We start from the raw sequence: 20,946 nt of genomic DNA, 5'->3' as shown, positions 1-20,946 counted from the left end.
ATTGACGAGGATTATACAACAAGAGGGGGACTGAACTTGGAATCAATGACCTTTGTTTTATTTGGAGCGACAGGGGACTTAGCGAAGCGCAAAATTTACCCCGCACTCTATAACTTATATAGAGATCAAAAGTTTCCAAAGCAAATATCTGTTATCGGGCTTGGAAGACGTCAAGTATCTCATGAAGATTTTCAAGAAAGAATAAAAGAATCAATAGAGACGTTTTCCCGTCAGAGGGAAGAAGGTACTCCGGAACTCGAAGGTTTTTTAGATAATTTTCGCTATTGTCCATTAGATGTGAGTAAGCCGGAAGACTATGAGAGATTATTACAAGTCGTTCGTGAAAGGGAAGAAGAACTACATATAAAAGGAAATAGAATGTTCTATCTTTCAGTTGCTCCTGAATTTTTCGAGACCATTGCTTTAAATATTAAGGAAAGCGGACTTGATAAAACGGATGGATGGAAACGCCTAATGATTGAGAAACCGTTTGGGCACGACCTTACATCTGCTCGTGAGCTGAATGATAAGCTTAGTCGCACGTTTGAAGAAGACGAGATATACCGTATTGATCATTATTTAGGTAAACCGATGATTCAAAATCTTGAAGCACTAGAATTTGCAAATCCTGTTCTCCAGTCTATTTGGAATAAAGAACATATAGCGAATGTACAAATCACAGCTAGTGAAACAGTTGGGGTTGAAGAAAGAGCAGGATATTATGATCAGGCAGGAGCCATTCGAGATATGGTTCAAAATCATATGTTACAAATATTAATGATGACTGCTATGAATCTGCCGGAAAAGGTTAATGCATGTGAAATTCGAGAGGAAAAGCGAAAGGTAATGGAGACGCTTCGTAAAGTGAAAAAAGAAGACGTTCAAAACCATATCATTCGCGGACAATACGCTTCAGGAGAGATAAAAGGCGGGCAAGTTGTAGCATATAAAGAGGAACCAGGAGTAAATCCTTCTTCTAACATAGACACATTTGTTGCTGCTCGATTGTGGATCGATAATCCGTTTTGGACTGGCGTTCCATTTTATATACGAACAGGTAAACGAATGAAAGAAAAATCTACTCGTATTGTAATCGAATTTAAAAATACGTTAAAACAGCAATATCAAGATAGTAATCCAAATGCAGCACCTAACTTATTAATAATTGAAATTAGTCCAGGTGAGAACGTTTCATTACAGTTAAACAGTAAAAATCCATTGAAAAATGGAGAAATTGAACCGATGCGTATTAACTTTACTTGTGAGCAAGCGGATGTGGGAGTACCTGAAGCGTATGAAAGACTCATTCATGATGCTGTGAGTGGAGACGCTACATTCTTTGCACATTGGAGAGAAGTTGAATTGTCATGGGAATGGGTACAACCAATTCTTGAAGCGTTCGAGGAAAACTTATTGCCGCTTCATGAATATGAGTCTGGTTCATATGGTCCAGAAGCGTCGAATGAATTATTGCAAGAAAGTGGATTTAAATGGTGGTTAGATCAAGAAACGGAAAAATAAGTACTTTCTTTCATGAAAGCATTTAGGGGGACGATTACTATGACACAAAACATAAATCAATTAGCAGTGAATACACTTCGTACGTTATCAATTGATGCTATTAATGCGGCAAATTCAGGTCATCCAGGTCTTCCAATGGGAGCAGCACCGATGGCTTATGCATTATGGGCGAATCATTTAAATCACAATCCTAATCATCCGAAATGGTTTAACCGTGATCGATTTGTTTTATCAGCGGGACATGGATCGAGCTTATTATATAGCTTGCTTCATTTAGCTGGATATGACGTTTCAATTGATGACTTGAAAAGTTTCAGAAAGTTAAATAGTAAAACACCGGGACATCCTGAATTTGGTCACACTTCTGGAGTTGAAGCGACGACAGGACCGTTAGGACAAGGGATTGCAAATGCTGTCGGAATGGCAATGGCAGAAGCTCATTTAGCAGCGAAGTTCAATAAGGATGGTCACTCTATTATAGATCACAATACGTACGCTTTAGTTGGAGACGGTGACTTAATGGAGGGTGTCGCTTATGAAGCGATGTCAATGGCAGGGCATATGAAACTTGGCAAGTTAATTGTACTGTATGATTCAAATGAAATTTCACTTGATGGTGAATTAAACATTGCTTTTTCTGAAGATATGCAGAAAAGGGTAGAATCTGCACATTGGCAATATGTAAGAGTTGAGGATGGAAACGATGTTGATGCGATTACAAAAGCGATTCAATTAGCGAAAGACAATACGGACCAACCTACTCTTATAGAGATTAGAACCGTTATAGGTTACGGAAGTCCAAAAGTTGCTGGAACGAACAAAGCACATGGTAACCCGCTTGGAGTAGAAGAAGCGACAGCGACAAAACAAGTGTATGGTTGGCATTATGAGGAAGACTTCTTTGTGCCTAAAGAAGTAACAGCTCATTTTAATGATTTGAAACAAAAAGGTATTGAAAAAGAGAACGAATGGAATGAGCAGTTCAACGTATACAGAGAGTCGAACCCTGCACTAGCAGATGAATTAGAAAAAGCGATTACAGGTGAGGTTTTAATTGAAGCGAAAGACATTCTATCCTTTGATACTGAAAAAACGATTTCCACTCGTGTTGCAAGTGGAGAAGCTATTAATCATTATGTGAAATCGATTCCTTCTATTTTCGGTGGAAGTGCGGATCTTTCTCATTCTACTATGACAGATATAAAAGGTGAAGCAGTGTATGCCGTAGAATCGTATGCTGGCCGAAATATATACTTCGGTGTACGTGAACATGCAATGGGCGCGGCAGCGAATGGACTGGCTCTTCATGGCGGAGTAAAACCGTTCGTAAGTACATTCTTTGTATTTAATGATTACCTTCGTCCATCTATTCGACTGGCTGCATTGCAAAAGTTACCTGTTACTTACGTATTTACACATGATTCGATCGCTGTAGGAGAAGATGGTCCAACGCATGAACCAATTGAACACTTAGCAGCTCTTCGGGCAATTCCTGGTTTAACAGTTATTCGCCCGTCAGATGCGAATGAAACAGCAAGTGCGTGGGCGTATGCTTTACAGCGAACGGATGGTCCAGTCGTTTTAGTACTTAGCCGTCAAAATTTACCGGTGTTTAATGAAACGAAAGCAAATATAGAGAATCTTTCTAAAGGAGCTTACGTATTAACACAAACGAATGAAAATCCAGATGTGATTTTAATTGCGACAGGTTCTGAAGTTTCTTTAGCTACTAGTGCGAAAGCAAAACTAGAAGAAGACAATGTCTCTGTTCGCATCGTTGCAATGCCGAGCTGGGAATTATTTGATCGCCAATCGAAAGAATATAAAGAATCAGTTCTTCCGTCTTCTGTAACGAAGCGAGTATCTCTTGAGATGGGTGTATCTCTCGGTTGGGAGCGTTATGTAGGACAAGAAGGAAAGGTACTATCAATTGAAACATTTGGAGCTTCAGGTACTGGATCTGAAGTCATGAATCTATTTGGATTTACGACAGAAAATGTTGTTCAAATTACAAAAAATGTGTTGAATTCTTAAGCTGTGACTATGAATACCTTTCTGTACATACTAACATTTCAGTGCTGAAAGGTATTCCAGATTGTAGTGATATGAATTTTTAATAAAAGATGATTTGAGGAGGAATTATTTTATGCAAGTAGGATTAATTGGTTTAGGTAAAATGGGATTAAATTTAGGGAAAAATCTAATGGATCATAAACATGAAGTAGTAGCATTTGATTTAAATGCGAGTGCAGTGGAAGAAATGAAAGAGTACGGGGCTACAGGTGTATCTAGCTTAAGTGAACTCGTTCAATCATTACAATCACCAAGAATTCTTTGGGTAATGGTTCCGCACGCTGTCGTTGATTCTGTTATTGATGAAGTTACACCACTTTTATCAAAAGGAGATATTTTAATTGAAGCGGGGAATTCACATTATAAAGAGTCTATTCAACGATATGAGCAACTAAAGAAAGATGGCATTCACTTTATGGATGCAGGAACTTCTGGCGGAATGGAAGGCGCTCGTAATGGTGCTTGTTACATGATCGGAGGAGATCAAGAAGCTTGGGATATCGTTGAACCTATCTTCCGTGATACTGCTGTAGAAAATGGATACTTATATGCTGGAAAAGCGGGTAGTGGTCACTTCTTAAAAATGGTTCATAACGGAATTGAATACGGTATGATGGCTGCTATTGGTGAAGGATTTGAAATTCTAGAGAAAAGTGAATTTGATTACGATTATGAAAAAGTATCAAGAGTATGGAACAATGGTTCAGTTATTCGCTCTTGGTTAATGGAATTAACTGAAAGCGCATTTTCTAAAGATGCAAAACTGGATGAAATTAAGGGCGTTATGCATTCTTCTGGTGAAGGAAAATGGACAGTAGAAACAGCATTAGATCTTCAAACAGCAACTCCTGTTATTGCAATGTCTTTATTAATGCGCTACCGCTCATTAGACAATGATACGTTTACAGGAAAAGTAGTAGCAGCTTTGCGTAATGAATTTGGTGGACATGCAGTAGAAAAGAAATAAACATCTTAAAATTTTAACTCATCAACGTTTAAAAACTGGAGGGAATGGATCATGAAATTTTTTATTGATACTGCAAATCTTGAGGACATAAAGAAAGCCTATAAACTTGGAGTTTTAGCTGGTGTTACAACGAATCCTTCTTTAGTAGCAAAAGAGGGCATTAAGTTTGAAGACCGTATTGCAGAAATTTGTCAGGCAGTGCCGAAAGTTGAATCTGTTTCGGCAGAAGTAACGCCAGATGCTGTGACGGCTGAAGAGATGATCGCTCAAGCAGAAGAACTGATTAAAATTAACGGTGGCGATGAAAAAGTTACAATAAAACTTCCGATGACACTAGCAGGATTAGAAGCTTGTCGTTATCTTACTGAAAAAGGTGTGAAAACGAATGTTACACTTATTTTCACTGTGAACCAAGCTCTTTTAGCTGCTCGAGCAGGTGCAACGTATGTTTCTCCATTTTTAGGTCGCTTAGATGATATTTCTGAAGATGGCGTATTATTAGTTGCTAAAATTGCTGAATTATTCGATGTTCATCAATTAGATACACAAATTATTGCTGCTTCCGTTAGACATCCAGATCATGTCACTCGTGTAGCAATGGCAGGTGCGCATATTGCTACAATTCCTTATAAAGTCATTGAACAACTTGCTATGCATCCACTAACAGATCAAGGTATTGAAAAGTTTGCTGCGGATTGGGCGAAAGCGCCTAAATTATAATGCATGAAAGTGAAGGGGCTTTCCGAAAGTTGCTTTTCATGAGAGGACAAATGCTAAGTAACTTCATCGCTGAAACTGGATCCTGAATTTGTAGTCTTACTACGTGAAAATAGCAAGAGAAGAAAGTGTCATTCACTTTTAAAGAAGGAAAATTTGCTCACGCGAAGCGTTTATCACAATAACATTATAATTATGAAAAAGAAATCCCCTTATTAGAGAGAGTAGTTAACATGTATCTCTGATAAGGGAGATTCTTTTTGTATAAATTATTATTTTGTGAAGATGATTTGTATATTGATATATATATTCTTACTCAAGAAAGAACTATATAGGTTCTTTAATTATATAGCATTTTTGAAAAGGTTTACATAAAGGAGGTATTGAGTATGAATATGTACCTTTTAATAATTACATTATTATCAATTGTAATTGTTATTTTAGGGGTATCGTGGTGGAGATGGCATGCATTTATTAGCTTAACGATTGCAAGTTTGTTTTTAGCAATTATGTCTGGAATGCCAATGGATAAAATAGTGAGTGCTTATGAAACGGGAGTCGGAAGTGTTCTCGGACATTTAGTAGGTATTTTAGTATTAGGTACAATTTTAGGGAAAATGATGGCAGAGTCAGGTGCTGGAATGCAGGTGGCAGAGTTCTTTATTAAATCCTTTGGAATAAAAAATTTACCATGGGCGATGTTAATTGCAGGTTTTATTATTGGAATTCCAGTGTTTTTTGAAGTAGGTATTTTAATATTATTGCCGTTGGTAATTTCTATTCATAAAACAACGAAACAAAATATTCTATTGATTGCGTTACCAGCAATTGCTGGGTTATCTGTCGTACACGGCCTTGTTCCTCCGCATCCAGGAGCAATCGTTGCAATTGGTATTTATAAAGCGAACCTTGGAAAGGTACTAATGTATTCACTCATTATTACATTTTTTGCAGCGATTATTGCTGGTCCTATATTTGCTAAATGGATTCACAAACGTGTAATGCCTGAAAATGAGCCAGAATTGATTCGTGTAAATACAAAATCAACGAAATTACCAGGAATAGGAGTTTCATTTTTAGTTATATTGTTACCTGTTATGTTAATGGTTTTAGCAGCGGCAGCTCCTTATGTTCCTCTTTCTACTACTTTAATGAAGATTGTTACATTAATCGGTAGTCCTATCATTGCGCTATTGATTGCATGTTTTGCGGCATTCTATTTTCTTGGATTTCGTCAAGGTATCGATAAAAAAGCTATTAAGAAGATAACAGAAGATAGCTTATTACCAATCGGTTCTATTGTTGCAATCATTGGTGCTGGTGGTGGATTTAAGCAAATTCTTATCGATAGTGGTGTAGGGAATGCTATTGCTCAAATGTCTGAGCATTTAGCTCTATCTCCAATTGTATTAGCATTTATGGTAGCGGGATTAATTCGAATCGCGACAGGGTCAGCGACAGTCGCCTTAACAACAGCAGCGGGCATCGTCTCTCCAATCGTTGAAAATACGACAGGTGTAAATTTAGAGTTGCTCGTTATTGCAACAGGTGCAGGAGCACTCATGTTTTCACACGTAAACGATGCTGGTTTTTGGATGGTAAAAGAATACCTAGGGTTAACAGTGAAAGAAACATTTAAAACATGGACGGTATTAGAAACATTACTTTCATTTATTGCTTTTGGAGGAGTTTTACTACTTGATATGTTTGTTTAAAATAAGAATGTTTTTATGGTGGGATACTGTAGTGATTTTTGTTAGGAGGAAGAAATGGTGAGCTCAAAATATATGATTGGTGTAGACATTGGGACAACTAGTACAAAATCAGTTCTCTTTTCTACTGATGGATCTGTTATTGCAAGTCATGGAATTGAATATCCTTTATATTCTCCAACACCTGAAACAGCAGAACAAGATCCAGAAGAAATTTTTCGTGCAGTAATAAATACGATTAAAGAAACTGTACGATCAAGTAGTGTACAGCCGAATGATATTCTTTGTGTTTCTTTTAGTTCGGCAATGCATAGTATCATTGCTGTAGATGAGAAGGGAAAACCGTTAACGAGATGTATCACTTGGGCAGATAATAGAAGTGCAAGCTGGGCGGAGAAAATAAAGAGTGATATGAATGGTCATGAAATTTATTTGCGTACTGGAACACCAATTCATCCAATGTCACCACTTTCAAAATTAGTTTGGTTACAGAATGAGCAGGCAGAATTGTTCGCAAAAAGTTATAAATTTATTTCTATTAAAGAGTATGTTTTTTATAAGTTATATAAGGAGTATGTAATTGATTACTCTATAGCATCAGCAACAGGCATGTTTAATTTGAAATCTTTAAAATGGGATGAAGAGGCTTTACATGTAGCAGGAATTACAGATGAAAAGCTCTCTAAACTTGTTCCAACAACGCACAGCTTAATAGGATTAGATGAAGAACTTGCAAATGAGATGAATGTACTTGTTTCTACTCCTTTTATAGTTGGAGCGAGTGACGGAGTCCTATCAAATTTAGGTGTAAATGCAATTGATCCTGGTGTTGTGGCTGTTACGATTGGTACAAGTGGTGCGATACGTGCTGTGATAAATCGTCCAGTAACAGATCCGAAAGGTAGAATTTTTTGTTATGCTTTAACTGAAGACCATTGGGTAATTGGTGGACCAGTTAATAACGGTGGTATGATTTTTAGGTGGGCTCGTGATCAATTAGGCACTTCAGAGATTGAACTTGCGAAGCGTTTAGGAAAAGATCCATATGAAGTGCTTACTGAAATAGCAGCAAAAGTGAATCCGGGATCTGACGGTTTATTATTTCATCCGTATTTAGCAGGGGAAAGAGCTCCTTTATGGAATGCAAATGCACGAGGATCTTTCTTCGGGCTTGGATTGCATCATAAGAAAGAACATCTTATCCGTGCTGTTTTAGAAGGGGTAATTTATAATTTATATACCGTTCTTCTCGCTTTAAAAGAACTAATTGGCGAACCGAAAAAAATTCAAGCGACAGGTGGTTTTGCAAGATCGGAACTTTGGAGACAGATGATGGCGGATATTTTTCATCAAGACGTATATGTTCCGGAAAGTTTCGAAAGCTCTTGCTTAGGAGCTGCAATCCTCGGTTTATATAGTCTAGGTGAAATAGATACATTATGCGTAGTATCTGAAATGGTAGGTGCGAATTTCCACCATGAACCAAACATGGAAAGTGTGGAAAAATATAAAGATTTAACACCAATTTATATTCGTCTGTCCCGTCAATTGGAAGAAGAATATGAAAGTATAGCAGCGTATCAAAAAAAGTGGGTTTAAAGGCTATTTAGCAGAGAAATATGGTAACGTATAAAGAAGTACTCCAATTTTTTTAGGATACTCTTTCAACATAAAATTTTTTAAGAGGTATGATGAACAAAAAATATAGGGAGAGAGGGTTATGAAAATGACGGATAACAAAGAGTTTATTGGATATGTTGGAACGTACACGAAAGAAAATAGTGAAGGAATATACAAGTTTACGTTAGACACGGAAGCAAAAAAAATTAGTAATGTAACGCTTGCAGCTAAGCTGGATAACCCTACATATGTAACGATTAGCAAAAATAATGAATATCTCTATTCTGTTGTTAAGGAAGGCGAATCTGGTGGTGTAGCTGCTTATTCGATTCATAGTCATATTGGAGAGCTAACGGAACAAAACAGACAAGTAGTAGAAGGGGCTTCTCCTTGTCATATTAGTGTTGATAGTGGAAATCGTACGGTAGTTACAGCGAATTACCATAAAGGAACGATTGAGTCTTTTGTAGTTAATGAAGAAGATGGAACTGTAAATCCTGCCACATCTATTATGGCACATGAAGGTTCAGGTCCGAATAAAGAAAGACAAGAGAAACCACATGCACATTACGCGGGATATACTCCTGATGAAAAATATGTGGTTGGTGTTGATTTAGGAATTGATAAAATACTTACGTATGAAATAAGAGATAGTAAGTTAAAAGAAGTGAATAGCTTGTCCGTAAACCCAGGAAGTGGTCCGAGACATATTGCTTTTCACCCGAACGGAAAGCACGCTTATGTCATGACTGAACTTAGCTCGGAAGTTATTGCATTATCATATAATCCGGAAGAAGGGTCCTTTACAGAGTTGCAGTATATTTCTACCGTTCCGAAAGAATTTGATGACAATAGTCAAGGAAGTGCGATTCATATTTCTTCTGACGGCCGCTTTGTATATGCAGGTAATCGCGGTCATAATAGTATCGCTGTTTTCAGTGTGGATGAAAACTCAGGTGAGCTTACATTTGTTGCACATACATCTACAGAAGGGAATTGGCCGAGGGACTTCGTGTTAGATCCGACTGAAAAGTTTCTTATTGCGACAAATGAAAAGTCACATAATCTTGTGTTATTTTCAAGAAATGAAACGACAGGGAAGTTAACATTGTTACAATCCGATGTTATTGTACCAGAGCCTGTTTGTGTGAAGTTTTTGAACGTTTAATTTAAGTTTTCATTGCATATAGCAGTGTCGTTATTTGTCGGTAAGTCGATATTCTTTGTCGAAACGTCGATATATTTGAAGTTGTGTTCGATATATTTGAAAAATCGTTGATATAATTTCAAATCCTCAAAAACAGAGAGAAGCAAAGCGATATCGCTTTGCTTTTTACTGTTTCTTTTTCGGTCTACGTACTAATTCGCCGCCGCAGTTTGGGCAAACGTTTTCTCTTTCTTCTGTACACGGTGCACAAAATGTACATTCATACACGCAAATGTAAGCTTCAGAGTTTGGTTCGAGAGATTGATCGCAAATTTGACAGTTTGTTTTCATTTCGAGTGCCATAGTAAGTCTCCTTTTAGTTGGAATGTTTGTAATTTAATTATAATTCATCGGATAGAAGTTGTCTTTTTCAATTGAAAGGAAATCGAATGATAGAGTTATGATTTGAAATGAAAGAAGCTCGTTTATTTTTAAATTGATTATTTAATAAGGTTGGAATATTATGAAATAGTCAAAAGACAACAGGGGGTATATATTTTGACTAATCACAACGATCATTTAAAAGCAAACTGCGAAAAATGCTTCGGTTTATGTTGCGTGGCGTTACCATTCGCAGCATCGGTAGATTTTGCGGTGAATAAAGATGGCGGGACACCATGTTCTAACTTACAATCAGATTTTAAATGTAGCATACATAAAAATCTTAGAGGAGAAGGTTATAAAGGTTGTACAGTGTTTGAGTGTTTCGGTGCTGGGCAGAAGATCTCGCAAGTTACATTTAACGGGATTGATTGGCGGAAAGATACTAAGCATGCGAGAAAAATGTACGATGCTTTTCCAGTTATGCATCAGCTTCATGAAATGCTTTGGTACTTAAATGAGGCCATTCTATTAAAGGCGACACAATCGATTCATAAAGAACTAAGTAAAGCAATCGAAGAGACGGAGCGCCTTTCAAATTTAAATGCGGACGAGTTAATGAAAGTAAATATTCCATTACACCGTGCGGAAGTAAATGTGTTACTTTTAGAAACGAGTGAGCTAGTTTGGAAGGAAATGAATGTCGCGCGTAAGAAGCGAATGAGTCACCGCGGAGCAGACCTTATGGGGGCAAATTTGAAGAAGAAGGATTTGCAAGGAGCGAATTTAAGAGGTGCTTACTTAATTGCGGCTAACTTAAATGGAGCAAATTTAAGAGGAGCAGATCTCATCGGAGCAGATTTACGAGATGCAGATATTCGCGGGGCTGATTTTACAAATAGTATTTTTCTGACGCAAGTTCAAATTAACGCAGCGAAAGGGGATAAGCATACGAAATTACCGAAAATGTTATCCCGTCCATCGCATTGGAGTGCGTAAAGAATGTAGAACAGGCAGAGATTCTTAGTCTCTGCCTGTTTTTCATTTCTTTTCAAAAGTAGTAATAAAAACACTACATATAATAAGAATACCACCAATAAAAAAGTTGCTGCTCAATGTTTCGTTTAATAGTAACCAACCAAGCAACGATCCGACGATAGGTTGGAAGAAGAAAAATAAGGAACCAATGCTTGCGTCCATTAATTCTAATCCTTTATTCCAAAGGAAAAAGGCACCTGCTGTTGAGACGACTCCTAAATATATTACGCCTAATATTACGTACGCATTTACTGTTTCGATAGAGGTTGATTGTAGTTCCCATAGCATAAAAGGTGTAATGAAAAAGAGTGAAAAGAATATGGCGTATGTTGTAATCACTAAAGATGAAAATCGGGCTGAAGCAATCTTCACATAAATAGATAGTAAAGCCCACGTAATAGCGGCCCCAACTAATATGATTGTACCGATAAAATAGGAGCCAATTTCAATATCCCATCCAATGACGATAATGACACCGATTGTCGCTATGATAGTAGATAGAAGTCTACGAGCGGTTAGCTTTTCTTTTAAAATGATCGCTGCAAATATAACCATAAATGCAGGTGTAGCAGATGTGACTAAAGAGCCTGTATGAGCGTCGGATAATTTTGTTCCGATAAATTGACATGTAATCGAAATGAAATATCCGATAAATCCAATCCAGGCGAAGAGGAGCCAATCTTTTTTACGAATGGTTACTTTTTTCTTTTGCTTTTTCTCAGCTATTTTCAAAATGAAATATAAAACAACAAAAGCAATGATAAAGCGTAGCCAAACGAGTGTCAGCGGTGGGATAAAGTCAAGTACATATTTACTAACAACATACATACCGCCCCATATACTAGCTGCTAGTGATAAACATATAGCTCCTAAAATTGTTTGTTTCATGTAAAGTACCTCCGTCTATTTTTAGGGTTTTATGAGTTCCCTAAGACGAGGCATAGTGTTATGTGTTATATGAATGCCCGCCTTAGTTTAAAGACGGCCTACAGGTTGATCGTTTTCGAATGAAGTGTTGTAGTACATGAGTCCATTCCTCCTTCATATTTTATAATGACATTATAACTTAATTTTCAGTTTATTGGAGGGTGTTATGAAATATATTGTTATAAAATCACATGTTAGCAATTATCCGAATCCAATTTTTTTAGAAGAGGGGGATGTAGTGAAAATGATAGAAAGTTACACTGGTCCTGAAAACTGGGATAACTGGATGTTTTGTCATGAAGAGAAGTATAACCGAAAAGGTTGGGTTCCGGAGCAAATTATAATGAAAAATACAACGGATGTAGGAATCATTACGAAACAATATACAGCCAAAGAATTAAATGTAAGTATTGGAGAAAGATTGATTGGATTAGAAGAATTGAATGGATGGACTTGGTGTGAAAAAACAGGTGGTGAGGATGGCTGGGTACCGAAGGAAAACTTACAAAAATATTAGTAATACTATTTGGTTATTAATATAGGAAACATATTTTTGGTTTATGAGTATATTGGTTGTAGGATGAAAAATAGATTAATAGAGAAAGAGGAGATTATTATAACTACAACGGTTATTTCTCATTTTTATAACGAAGAGTATTTATTACCGTGGTGGCTTGCTCATCATACGAAACTGTTTGATCATGGCATTTTAATTAATAAAGGTTCAACAGATCGTTCGGTTGAAATTTGTAAAAAGTTCGCGCCACACTGGGAAGTACGAGATTCTACAAATCCAGAGTTTGATGCGTTAGCGACAGATCATGAAGTGATGAGGGTGGAGCAAGAAGTAAAGGGATGGAAAATGATTTTAAATACGACTGAGTTTCTTTGTGTGCAAGATAAAAATCAGTTTTGGAAATCACTAAATGAATTGGGAGGGAGGATGTATTGGCTGGAAGGGCTTATTATGGTTGATGACCCTAACTACAATTATCCGGACCTTAACTTTGGGATACCTTTAATGCAACAGCGATTTCACGGTTATTTACCAGAAGATTGGCCGTTATGGAGAAGAGGTAGATTTATTCATAATCATGAACACGGAAGTTATACGGTTGGAAGACATTTATCTGCGCATGAATCTATAATTTATCCACCTCTTGCTTGTATATTGTGGTTTGGATTTAGTCCATGGACCGATGCAATGAGAAAACGAAAATTACAAATTGGTCCGACTCTTTCTGAAGCTAGTAAGGATCGGGGAATGGGAACGCATCATATTATTACACCTGAAAAATTAGAGGAATGGTATAAAGATTTAGCAAGAGGGACGAAGGATTTACGTTTTAGTGATGCGTATCGTTATGTTTTTTTATAAATGATTCCCACCATGAAATTGTTTCTTCGATTCCTGTATTTAGATCGTATGTTGGTTTCCAGTTTACTTCATTTTTTAAACGCTCTATATGAACGCCGACGAATAAAGGTTCATCTTTAGAGAAAGGGATTGCACCTAATTTAATTAAATGTTCTTTTCCTATCTTTTTAGCAATGTTAGATGCCAATTCTTTAATTTGTACAGATTGACCAGAAGCGATATTGATTGTGCCTGTAACGTCGTGTTGTAATATTGTTACGAGAGCATCAGCGACGTCGCCCACATGGAGGAAATCTCTTGATTGTTTTCCATGTGTACATAGTGCTTCCTTGTTTTTTAATAAGGAAGTGATAATGTTAGAAACGAGCCGATTCCCTTGTTCGTGAGGGCCATACATATGAAAAATGCGGCCCCAACACATGTTGAGGCCTGTTTGCTCAGCGTACGTTTGTAGCCAAGAGTGTAGTGCGTTTTTACATAATGCATACGGTGTTTTATAGGAAAGAAGCGGTGAATCTTCAAATAGTACACCGTTAAACCATTCATACTCTGCGCCGGTACCGGCAACAACGACTCGCTTTCCGCCGCATGTTGTGAAGTGTTGAATCAATGAGATACTAGACGTAAGCCAATAGTAATTATTGATAGATACATAACAAGCTGGCGGCACTGCTTCCCAAGCTAAATGAATGAGATGACTAGGCTTCATATCGTAAATGAGTTTTTTTACTTCCTCATCACAAAGTAAGTTTACTTTATGCCAGTGGCAAGGGATGTGAGAAGGCTTCTTTGTATGATAAGTGGCGTGCACCTCATAGCCCTTTTGTATAAGAGAATTTACAACATATTTACCAATCCATCCACTACCGCCTGTTACAAGAATTTTTTTCATGGCTCAATTACCTCAACTTCCGGAATGGTTACTAAAAATTTGCCGCCCCATTCACGAATGAAAGAGCATTCTTTCATAATTTCATCTTTCAAATTCCAAGGGAGTATGAGAATGTAATCAGGTTTTGTACGCTTAATTTCTTCTGGAGATTTTATTGGAATGCGTGTTCCTGGTAGTAGGAGATTTTGTTTATGAGGGTTTTTATCTACTGTATAAGCTAGAAATTCTTTTCCTATCCCGCAATAATTTAATAGGGTGTTTCCTTTAGCTGGCGCACCGTAACCGATAATTTGTTTGTTTAAAGCTTTTGCTTCGATAAAAAACTTTAAAATATTTATTTTCAATTGCTCGATGCGTTTAGAAAAAAGGAGATAACAATCTAATGTATTTAGCCCGTAATCTACTTCTTTTTCGATTAATTTTGTAACACTGGAATGGATAGTGGATTTGTCACTTTGATGTTTGACAAAAATACGTAAGGAACCACCGTGCGTTGCAAGCTCTTCGACATCGACAATTTGTAAATGATGATGAGCTAAAACTTTTTGAAGACTTATAAGTGAGAAATAGGAGAAGTGCTCATGGTATATCGTATCAAACTGTTTAAAGGATATGAGATTTAATAAGTGAGGGAATTCAATTGTTATTGTTCCGTCTTGTTTTAATAACGTTTTTAAACCAGCGACAAAATCATGTAAGTTCGGGACGTGTGCCAATACGTTATTTGCGATGATTAAATCAGCTTGCGGTAATTTTTTTGCTAAGTCATTGCTGAAAAAATTCACTTCAGTAGGAATTCCTTTTTGGATAGCGATTTCTGCTACATTTTTTGCTGGCTCAATTCCTAACGTTTCGATATGTTCTTTTTGAAAGTATTGTAATAAGTACCCGTCGTTACTTGCGATTTCAATTACTTTTGAATGGTTTGTTAAGTTAAAACGCTTAATTGCCATTTCTACATATTGCTTAGCGTGTAGTAGCCAGCTTGATGAGTAAGAACTGAAGTATAAATAGTCATGAAAAATATTGTGAGGAGATTCAAATTCATCTAATTGTACGAGTAAACAAGAAGGACAGACAAATGTGTGCAGCGGATAAAATGGTTCCATTTTATAGGAGTGTTCTGGAGCGACAAATGAGTTAGCGAGAGGGGAAACACCTAAATCTAAAAAAGTATTTGCGAGTAATGAGTGGCAAAAACGGCATTTTTTCTGTTCCATTTTATAGCCCCCTTATAAATTTTTGAATGCATCGATTTGTTGTCGCGTGAAAGACTCCATATTTTCACCAGATGCATATTTTTTGTACCAATCAACAGTCCAAGCAATAGAGTAATCTGTTGATAACTTAGGAGTCCAACCGAGTTTATTTACTGCTTTTGTACTATCGAGTGTTAAAATTGGTGATTCATACGGGGTATTTGTATGAGGAGAAAGGACCGTTAATGGTTGATTCCATAATTTCATGATAGATTGAATGACCTCATAAACGGTTCTGTTAGATTCATTCATCGGGCCGAAATTCCACGCTTCTGCATACGCGGCGTCTTGCCAAAGTTTTTTGGCTAAAAGGATATAGCCGTGTAAAGGATCTAATACGTGTTGCCACGGGCGAATAGCGTGTTTGTTTCTAATATTTAACGTAGCATCTTGTAAATATGCACGAATGACATCTGGGAATAATCGGTCTTTTGCCCAATCACCGCCGCCGATAACGTTACCTGCTCTTACTGAGGCAAGATTCTGGGTGTTAGTGCGGAAGAATGAGTTTTGATAGGACGTTGCCACTAGTTCGGCACAAGCTTTACTCGCACTATAAGGATCGAACCCCCCCAATCGGTCACTTTCCACGAATGCACGGTTACCGCTCCCATCATTTTCATAGCACTTATCACTTGTAACATTAATAATGCTGCGTATACTTTCTATCTGTTTTGCCGCTTCTAATACGTGAACCGTACCTAAAACATTCGTTTTAAATGTTTCGATAGGATCTTTGTATGAAGTGGTGACGATTGGCTGGGCAGCTAAATGAAATAGTATGTCAGGGTTATGATGTTTTAGGGCGTGTAATAAAGAATCGTAATCTGTAATGTCGCCTTTAATTGTTATGCACTCTTTTGCTACGTTACCTTGCTCAAAAAGGTTTGGAATGGATGGTGGATGAGAAGAATAGCCAACTACTTCTGCGCCTAAAGAAGTTAAAAAAAGAGTGAGCCAGGAGCCTTTAAAGCCAGTATGCCCTGTAATAAATACTTTTTTCTTATTCCAAAAAGATGATGAAGCCATATTACCAAACCTTCCACGGAGCGTTATTACTTTCCCATAGCTCGACTAATTTATTTTTATCGCGCAATGTATCCATCGGATGCCAAAAACCAGAATGTTGATATGCGGCTAGTTCATTTTTGTTTACTAACTGAACTAAAGTTTCTGTTTCAAAAACAGATTTATCTCCGCTAATGTAATTGAAAACATCAGGATTTAAAACGAAAAATCCACCGTTAACCCATCCGCCATCCCCGAGTGGCTTCTCTTGAAAGGATGTGACAGACTGTTTATCTAATACGAGAGAACCGAATCTACCAGGAGGTTGTACGGCTGTAACAGTTGCCATTTTTCCATGTTTTTTATGAAATGCAATGAGTTCTTTTATATTTACATTACTTAATCCATCGCCATAAGTGAGGCAGAAAGGTTCATCCCCGACGTAATGTTGTATTTTTTTAACTCGTCCACCTGTGTCGGTATTTAGACCAGTATCAATTAATGTAACTTTCCATGGTTCAATGCGATGAGAGTGGTTTGTAATTGTATTGTCACTTAAATGTATCGTAAAATCGGACATGTGTAAGTTGTAATTTAGAAAGAATTCTTTAATTGCATATCCTTTATAGCCTAAGCAAATAATAAACTCCGTAATGCCGTAATAACTATACAAACTCATAATGTGCCATAGAATAGGTTTTGTCCCAATTTCAATCATAGGTTTTGGTTTTAAATGAGTTTCTTCCCCAATCCTTGTTCCATATCCACCTGCAAGAATAACAGCTTTCATTTTTTCCTCCTAAAATAAAAATTTATAATATATACAGTATTCATATGAAATACAAATGGTATAGTTTTTAGCTAAGTGCGTAAAAATGTGTGGAACATGATAGGATGAGAAATATTAAGGTTTGAATTTTGGGAATAATTGTTGATACTCAGGGTGGTTACGAAGATCTTGTGTTATGCTACTAAGCTCTAAAAATCGAGTTTCGAGTTGCTCATGGGATTGACCATAATGTGCTTGAAGTCCCATTCGAATGCCCTTTTTTGAAAGGGTAGGTGTTATTTGTAATTTTCTTGCCTTTGCATGTTCGTTCCAAGGGCTAAAATAAAATTTAACAATAAATGAAGGGGAGTTATAAACGATATGTTGATGCCGAGTAAAATGTCTGCCAGGTAAATATGCGCCATCAAGATGATTGTGTATAAATCTCCAGGCACATCCGATTTCTGGTTTATAAGGAAAAAGACCATGGTATCGTTGCTCTACTAATGGAATAGAATATCTTAGTTTGGAATAATTGTAATCATGCTTATCAATCATGACAATCATTCTTATCGCATACATATTTTGAGCTAGCGTATGAAGTGAAGAGAAAAATTCTTCTACATTATTACAACAAAGAAATTCTGTAGTATTTAATACCATCTTCCAACCTGAAACTTCTCTTTCGATTTCCATCACCTCAATATCAGTATTAGTGGGGTCAAAATCAGGGAATCTTGAATTTCGTACTTCCCAGTTGGGGGCAAATAATTTGCAAATTTCAACGGAACGATCTGTAGAACCTCTATTAATTAATATACCGTGATCAAATATTTTTGTATGATGCATAAGCCACCATGGTAATAAATACTCCTCGTTATAAAAGTGAGAGATAACTGTCCTAGTGATTTTAATCTCCTCCAATTGCATAAATAATGATTGTATTTCACTATTATTATCATATGTTTTACAGTAAGAAAGGTTGAAAGGAACGGGGAATTCCATTTTCCTATTTTAGTATCGGTATATCGAAAAAACAGCAATCTAACTATATAGATAGAGTTATAGAGTGTGAATATACTACATACTTAGATGTGTGCGGAATTGTGTATAAATTATGAATAGTAAACCGTCACGTTTGACTGTACAGTTTATGTATTGTATGATGTTAGTAATATAAACAAGGGGGGAAGATCGTTGGGAAGGTGTATCGAATCGGACAGTTGGCTCTCATGGCTCACGTGTCGAAACGAACGATTGATTATTATACGAATCTAGGTATCTTAAAAGCGGAGCGATCTCAATCTAATTATCGCTATTACGACGAAACAGCATTTGAGACATTACAATTTATTGAGAAGTGCAAAGAAATGCATATGCCGCTTTGTGAGATTAAAGAGAAAATCGAGGAGAAGAAGAAGCTGCTCGGTATCAATGAACACGTTTCGAAACAAGTGAATGAAGTGACAGACCATATTCATCGATTAGAAGCAGAGTTAACGGAGTTAAAGCCGCTTTTAGATGGATTGACTGATTCACAACGTGAAAAAATATCGAAATCTTTATCTGGTCAAACGACAGCTTTAATACAGACACTTGCTCTATTATTATAGAAAAAGTGAAATCCGACCTCTTTAATTTTTGTATCGGGCTATGTTTTCTAAGAAACAAATAAGAAAACATTATAGTATACAGGAGGTGGACACCTTAGTTTTTTAAACTAAGGGGATTCATTGGAAATATTTAATTTAGTCATGGTTGCGATTTTAATCGCATTTACTGGATTTTTCGTAGCAGCAGAGTTTGCGATTGTAAAAATACGTTCAAGTCGTATTGATCAGCTTGTTGCGGAAGGAAAACGCGGTGCTTTAGCAGCGAAAAAAGTAACAACAAATTTAGATGAATATTTATCTGCTTGTCAACTAGGTATTACAGTTACAGCTATGGGACTAGGTTGGTTAGGTGAACCGACAATCGAAAAGTTATTACACCCGTTATTTGAGAAATGGAACTTAAATCCTTCTATTTCATCAGTATTAACATTTGGTCTTGCTTTTATGATTATGACGTATTTACACGTTGTAGTTGGGGAATTAGCTCCGAAGACGATGGCAATTCAAAAGGCTGAAAGGGTAACGTTATTATTGGCAGGTCCATTAATGATGTTCTATAAAGTGATGTATCCATTTATTTGGGTATTGAACGGTTCAGCGCGTGTTGTAACTGGCTTATTCGGTTTAAAACCAGCTTCAGAACATGAAGTAGCTCATACAGAAGAGGAATTACGCCTTATCCTTTCAGATAGCTATGAAAGTGGCGAAATTAATCAGGCTGAATACAAGTATGTAAATAACATTTTTGAATTTGATAATCGTATTGCAAAAGAGATTATGGTACCGCGAACAGAAATCGTTGGTTTCTACCTGGAAGATTCAGTAGAAGAACACATGAAAGTAATCCAAAATGAGCGATACACACGTTATCCGATTTTTGGAGAAGATAAAGATGATATTATCGGTATGGTCAATGTAAAAGATTTCTTTATTCGATATATGACCGAGGATCAAAAAGATTTATCATCTATTCGCTCGTATATGCGTCCGATTATTGAAGTGATGGAAACAACTCCAATTCACGATCTATTACTTCAAATGCAGAAGAAGCGAATTCCGATGGCTGTTTTATATGATGAGTACGGAGGAACAGCTGGAATTGTAACGCTTGAGGACATCTTGGAGGAAATCGTCGGCGAAATTCGTGACGAATATGATGAAGATGAAGCACCACCAATTCAACATGTGAACGAGCAACATATCATTGTTGATGGAAAAGTGCTTATCTCAGAAGTGAAAGATTTATTTGGATTACACATTGAAGAAGATGATGTGGATACAATCGGTGGGTGGATCATGATGCAAAATCATGAAATTGAAGAAGGACAACACGTTGAGGCGGAAGGTTATGAATTTAAAGTGTTAGAAAAAGACGCTTACCAAATTAAACGTGTTGAAATTCGTAAGATGGAACAAGAGCAAGAAGAAGAGAAAGCAGCAACTGTGTAAGTTGCTGCTTTTCTTCTAAATATAAAAAATGCAAAATTAGGAGCGGATATTTTGATTCAAACAGCCTTACGTGTATATCGATTACAATTGTATGTGATCTTTAGTGGTTTACTACTTATGTGGACGATTACTCCGTTTGGAAAACAAGTAACAGGATTTGGTATCGGATTAGCTGTAAGTGCATATTGCCTTTGGTTATTAGCTCGCAGAGTGGAGAAACTCGGGAAAAGTATCGTAATGAAAGAAAAGGCTCCTGGACTAGGAATTTTAAATCGATTTGCAGCAGCCATATTAGGAGCTATCATTATGTATGAAATTGAGCATGAAATGGAAATGTGGGCATTCGGTACAGGCATTTTAGGTGGTCACTTTTTAATGATTGCGAATTTAGCTTATGCAAATATGCAGTTAGTGAGAGAAGAAGAGAAGCAAAGGGAACAGGCTTCGAAAAACATAGAACTATGATGAAAGGGAC

20 protein-coding genes are annotated in these 20,946 nt (G+C 36.8%); 13 read left to right on the top strand and 7 right to left on the bottom strand.

The window, feature by feature from the left end:
- The first annotated feature begins 36 nt into the window (after positions 1-36).
- The 7 genes from zwf to ACZ76X_RS04240 all read left to right on the top strand — a co-directional run bounded on the left by zwf (position 37) and on the right by ACZ76X_RS04240 (position 9,778).
- Positions 37-1,521, top strand: a complete 1,485-nt coding sequence (zwf, locus tag ACZ76X_RS04270) for a glucose-6-phosphate dehydrogenase (protein WP_479849666.1) — start codon at positions 37-39, stop codon at positions 1,519-1,521.
- Positions 1,522-1,560: 39 nt separating this feature from the next.
- Positions 1,561-3,555 (top strand): transketolase, encoded by a 1,995-nt coding sequence (gene tkt, locus ACZ76X_RS04265; protein ID WP_479849665.1) that lies wholly within the window; start codon positions 1,561-1,563, stop codon positions 3,553-3,555.
- A 112-nt stretch (positions 3,556-3,667) separates the two neighbouring features.
- On the top strand, positions 3,668-4,561 hold the full coding sequence (gnd, locus tag ACZ76X_RS04260) for a phosphogluconate dehydrogenase (NAD(+)-dependent, decarboxylating) (protein WP_479849664.1): 894 nt from the start codon (positions 3,668-3,670) through the stop codon (positions 4,559-4,561).
- Positions 4,562-4,612: 51 nt separating this feature from the next.
- The gene (gene fsa, locus ACZ76X_RS04255; protein WP_000667676.1) at positions 4,613-5,281 is read left to right on the top strand and encodes a fructose-6-phosphate aldolase; all 669 of its coding nucleotides are present in this window, start codon (positions 4,613-4,615) and stop codon (positions 5,279-5,281) included.
- 386 nt (positions 5,282-5,667) lie between these two features.
- The gene (gene gntP, locus ACZ76X_RS04250; RefSeq protein WP_479849663.1) at positions 5,668-6,993 is read left to right on the top strand and encodes a gluconate permease GntP; all 1,326 of its coding nucleotides are present in this window, start codon (positions 5,668-5,670) and stop codon (positions 6,991-6,993) included.
- Positions 6,994-7,047: 54 nt separating this feature from the next.
- On the top strand, positions 7,048-8,589 hold the full coding sequence (gntK, locus tag ACZ76X_RS04245; RefSeq protein WP_479849662.1) for a gluconokinase: 1,542 nt from the start codon (positions 7,048-7,050) through the stop codon (positions 8,587-8,589).
- 127 nt (positions 8,590-8,716) lie between these two features.
- Complete coding sequence (locus ACZ76X_RS04240; protein WP_479849866.1) at positions 8,717-9,778, top strand: lactonase family protein; 1,062 nt, start codon at positions 8,717-8,719, stop codon at positions 9,776-9,778.
- 165 nt (positions 9,779-9,943) lie between these two features.
- Here ACZ76X_RS04240 and ACZ76X_RS04235 read toward each other — a convergent pair whose 3' ends face one another.
- Positions 9,944-10,120: a DUF1272 domain-containing protein gene (locus ACZ76X_RS04235; RefSeq protein ID WP_479849661.1), complete on the bottom strand. Its 177-nt coding sequence runs from the start codon at positions 10,118-10,120 to the stop codon at positions 9,944-9,946.
- 195 nt (positions 10,121-10,315) lie between these two features.
- Here ACZ76X_RS04235 and ACZ76X_RS04230 point away from each other — a divergent pair, with 195 nt between their 5' ends.
- Positions 10,316-11,137, top strand: coding sequence for a pentapeptide repeat-containing protein (locus ACZ76X_RS04230; protein WP_479849660.1), 822 nt, complete (start codon positions 10,316-10,318; stop codon positions 11,135-11,137).
- Positions 11,138-11,179: 42 nt separating this feature from the next.
- On the opposite strand, the gene ACZ76X_RS04225 is transcribed toward ACZ76X_RS04230, so the two are convergent.
- On the bottom strand, positions 11,180-12,064 hold the full coding sequence (locus ACZ76X_RS04225; protein ID WP_479849659.1) for a DMT family transporter: 885 nt from the start codon (positions 12,062-12,064) through the stop codon (positions 11,180-11,182).
- A 205-nt stretch (positions 12,065-12,269) separates the two neighbouring features.
- Between ACZ76X_RS04225 and ACZ76X_RS04220 the strand changes: the two genes are divergently transcribed.
- The gene (locus ACZ76X_RS04220) at positions 12,270-12,620 is read left to right on the top strand and encodes an SH3 domain-containing protein (RefSeq protein WP_479849658.1); all 351 of its coding nucleotides are present in this window, start codon (positions 12,270-12,272) and stop codon (positions 12,618-12,620) included.
- A gap of 63 nt (positions 12,621-12,683) precedes the next feature.
- On the top strand, positions 12,684-13,481 hold the full coding sequence (locus tag ACZ76X_RS04215) for a glycosyltransferase family 2 protein (RefSeq protein WP_479849657.1): 798 nt from the start codon (positions 12,684-12,686) through the stop codon (positions 13,479-13,481).
- On the opposite strand, the gene ACZ76X_RS04210 is transcribed toward ACZ76X_RS04215, so the two are convergent.
- The 5 genes from ACZ76X_RS04210 to ACZ76X_RS04190 form a co-directional block, all read right to left on the bottom strand.
- Positions 13,450-14,373, bottom strand: coding sequence for an NAD-dependent epimerase/dehydratase family protein (locus ACZ76X_RS04210; RefSeq protein ID WP_479849656.1), 924 nt, complete (start codon positions 14,371-14,373; stop codon positions 13,450-13,452). The genes ACZ76X_RS04215 and ACZ76X_RS04210 overlap by 32 nt on opposite strands.
- Complete coding sequence (locus ACZ76X_RS04205; RefSeq protein WP_479849655.1) at positions 14,370-15,593, bottom strand: methyltransferase domain-containing protein; 1,224 nt, start codon at positions 15,591-15,593, stop codon at positions 14,370-14,372. The genes ACZ76X_RS04210 and ACZ76X_RS04205 overlap by 4 nt, the downstream gene beginning before the upstream one ends.
- A 12-nt stretch (positions 15,594-15,605) precedes the next feature.
- Positions 15,606-16,661, bottom strand: a complete 1,056-nt coding sequence (gene rfbG, locus ACZ76X_RS04200; RefSeq protein WP_479849654.1) for a CDP-glucose 4,6-dehydratase — start codon at positions 16,659-16,661, stop codon at positions 15,606-15,608.
- Between the two features lies 1 nt (position 16,662).
- Positions 16,663-17,430: a glucose-1-phosphate cytidylyltransferase gene (rfbF, locus tag ACZ76X_RS04195; protein WP_000648812.1), complete on the bottom strand. Its 768-nt coding sequence runs from the start codon at positions 17,428-17,430 to the stop codon at positions 16,663-16,665.
- Between the two features lie 114 nt (positions 17,431-17,544).
- The gene (locus tag ACZ76X_RS04190) at positions 17,545-18,339 is read right to left on the bottom strand and encodes a glycosyltransferase family 2 protein (RefSeq protein WP_479849865.1); all 795 of its coding nucleotides are present in this window, start codon (positions 18,337-18,339) and stop codon (positions 17,545-17,547) included.
- 275 nt (positions 18,340-18,614) lie between these two features.
- On the opposite strand from ACZ76X_RS04190, the gene ACZ76X_RS04185 reads away from it, so the two are divergent.
- The 3 genes from ACZ76X_RS04185 to ACZ76X_RS04175 all read left to right on the top strand — a co-directional run bounded on the left by ACZ76X_RS04185 (position 18,615) and on the right by ACZ76X_RS04175 (position 20,936).
- Positions 18,615-19,022: a MerR family transcriptional regulator gene (locus ACZ76X_RS04185; RefSeq protein WP_000285637.1), complete on the top strand. Its 408-nt coding sequence runs from the start codon at positions 18,615-18,617 to the stop codon at positions 19,020-19,022.
- 120 nt (positions 19,023-19,142) lie between these two features.
- Positions 19,143-20,471, top strand: coding sequence for a hemolysin family protein (locus tag ACZ76X_RS04180; protein ID WP_061658585.1), 1,329 nt, complete (start codon positions 19,143-19,145; stop codon positions 20,469-20,471).
- A gap of 51 nt (positions 20,472-20,522) precedes the next feature.
- Entirely contained in the window at positions 20,523-20,936 is a 414-nt protein-coding gene (locus ACZ76X_RS04175) for an ATP synthase subunit I (RefSeq protein WP_479849653.1), read from the top strand.
- The last annotated feature ends 10 nt before the right edge of the window (positions 20,937-20,946 follow it).

Source organism: Bacillus sp. BC05(2025) (assembly GCF_056725905.1).
The sequence above is the reverse complement of the archived record's forward strand: the minus strand, read 5'-3'. Positions and strand labels throughout refer to the sequence as shown.

Coding starts and splice junctions, on each gene's coding strand:
- tkt (WP_479849665.1), top strand. CDS start 1,561: ATGACACAAAACATAAATCAATTAGCAGTGAATACACTTCGTACGTTA.
- gnd (WP_479849664.1), top strand. CDS start 3,668: ATGCAAGTAGGATTAATTGGTTTAGGTAAAATGGGATTAAATTTAGGG.
- fsa (WP_000667676.1), top strand. CDS start 4,613: ATGAAATTTTTTATTGATACTGCAAATCTTGAGGACATAAAGAAAGCC.
- gntP (WP_479849663.1), top strand. CDS start 5,668: ATGAATATGTACCTTTTAATAATTACATTATTATCAATTGTAATTGTT.
- gntK (WP_479849662.1), top strand. CDS start 7,048: ATGGTGAGCTCAAAATATATGATTGGTGTAGACATTGGGACAACTAGT.
- ACZ76X_RS04240 (WP_479849866.1), top strand. CDS start 8,717: ATGACGGATAACAAAGAGTTTATTGGATATGTTGGAACGTACACGAAA.
- ACZ76X_RS04235 (WP_479849661.1), bottom strand. CDS start 10,120: ATGGCACTCGAAATGAAAACAAACTGTCAAATTTGCGATCAATCTCTC.
- ACZ76X_RS04225 (WP_479849659.1), bottom strand. CDS start 12,064: ATGAAACAAACAATTTTAGGAGCTATATGTTTATCACTAGCAGCTAGT.
- ACZ76X_RS04220 (WP_479849658.1), top strand. CDS start 12,270: ATGAAATATATTGTTATAAAATCACATGTTAGCAATTATCCGAATCCA.
- ACZ76X_RS04215 (WP_479849657.1), top strand. CDS start 12,684: ATGAAAAATAGATTAATAGAGAAAGAGGAGATTATTATAACTACAACG.
- ACZ76X_RS04210 (WP_479849656.1), bottom strand. CDS start 14,373: ATGAAAAAAATTCTTGTAACAGGCGGTAGTGGATGGATTGGTAAATAT.
- ACZ76X_RS04205 (WP_479849655.1), bottom strand. CDS start 15,593: ATGGAACAGAAAAAATGCCGTTTTTGCCACTCATTACTCGCAAATACT.
- rfbG (WP_479849654.1), bottom strand. CDS start 16,661: ATGGCTTCATCATCTTTTTGGAATAAGAAAAAAGTATTTATTACAGGG.
- rfbF (WP_000648812.1), bottom strand. CDS start 17,430: ATGAAAGCTGTTATTCTTGCAGGTGGATATGGAACAAGGATTGGGGAA.
- ACZ76X_RS04190 (WP_479849865.1), bottom strand. CDS start 18,339: ATGCAATTGGAGGAGATTAAAATCACTAGGACAGTTATCTCTCACTTT.